The sequence below is a fragment of the Actinokineospora sp. genome, from assembly GCF_050699995.1.
GTDB lineage: Bacteria > Actinomycetota > Actinomycetes > Mycobacteriales > Pseudonocardiaceae > Actinokineospora.
Window position 1 is genome coordinate 1 of record NZ_JBOHGC010000205.1, and the last position, 1,071, is coordinate 1,071.

Consider the following 1,071-nt stretch of genomic DNA (forward strand, 5'->3'; position numbering starts at 1 on the left):
ACGTCGCCGCGGACCGAGGTGAGGCGGTGGGCGAGGCCGCAGCGCTCGAAGTACGAAGGCGTGGTGTCGGGCGCCAGACCGTAGCCAGTGACGCGGGCGCCGAGGTCGAGCAGCCACGTGGCCAGCCATCCGCCCTTGAAGCCGGTGTGTCCGGTCAGGAACACGCACTGGTCACGCCAGCGCTCACGCGCGACCATCGCTCATCGCCACACGGCCCAGGCGGCCTCGTCCTGCCGCCACAAGTCGTTCAGCAGATCCATCTCGCGCGGCGTGTCCATGCACTGCCAGAAGCCGTGGTGCTGGTAGACGGCCAGCTGCTTCATCCCGGTCAGCTTGATCAGCAGCGACTGCTCGAGGTTCTCGTCGTCGCCGGAGATCGGGTCGAGCACGGCACGCTCGAAGACGAAGAAGCCGCCGTTGATCCAGCTGCCCTGCACCTGTGGCTTCTCCTGGAACACCTGGACCATGTCGCGCTCGATCACGACCTCGCCGAACCGCGAGGACGGCCGGACGGCGGTCAGGGTGGCCAGCTTGCCGTGGCCGCAATGGAAGGCCACCAGCCGGTCGAGGTCGATGTCGGCGACCCCGTCGCCGTAGGTCACCATGAACCGGTCGCCGTCCAGATAGCGCGCCGCGCGCCCCAGGCGGCCGCCGGTCAGCGTCGCCTCGCCGGTGTCGGCCAGCGTCACCCGCCAGCCGGCCTCGCCGTGCGGGGTGTGGACCTCGACCTCGCGCGAGCCGAGGGTGACGGTGACGTCGCGATGGCGGACCTCGTAGTTCAGGAAGTAGTCGCGGATGACGTCGCCCTTGTAGCCGAGGCAGATCACGAACTCGCGGTGGCCGTAGTGCGCGTAGGTCTTCATGATGTGCCACAGGATGGGCCGGCCGCCGATCGTCACCATGGGCTTGGGACGGAACTCCGTCTCCTCCCTCAGCCGCGTGCCGAGTCCGCCGGCGAGAAGCACGACTTTCATGGGCGTTCCGTCAATTGTCTGGCTGCTCGCGCCGCGGCCGCGGTGTGGTCGATCGAGCCGTCGTCGACGACGAGCACCGGGAGCGCCGGTGCCGATC

General features: G+C 69.0%; 2 protein-coding genes. Both read right to left on the reverse strand.

All coding sequences use genetic code 11. The features are described 5' to 3' along the window. Positions 1–197 (reverse strand): hypothetical protein (locus ACRDSQ_RS11140; RefSeq protein ID WP_431420778.1); only part of this gene is annotated, 197 nt, incomplete at its 3' end. A gap of 3 nt (positions 198–200) precedes the next feature. After that, entirely contained in the window at positions 201–974 is a 774-nt protein-coding gene (gene rfbF, locus ACRDSQ_RS11145; RefSeq protein WP_431420779.1) for a glucose-1-phosphate cytidylyltransferase, read from the reverse strand. Positions 975–1,071 lie beyond the last annotated feature (97 nt).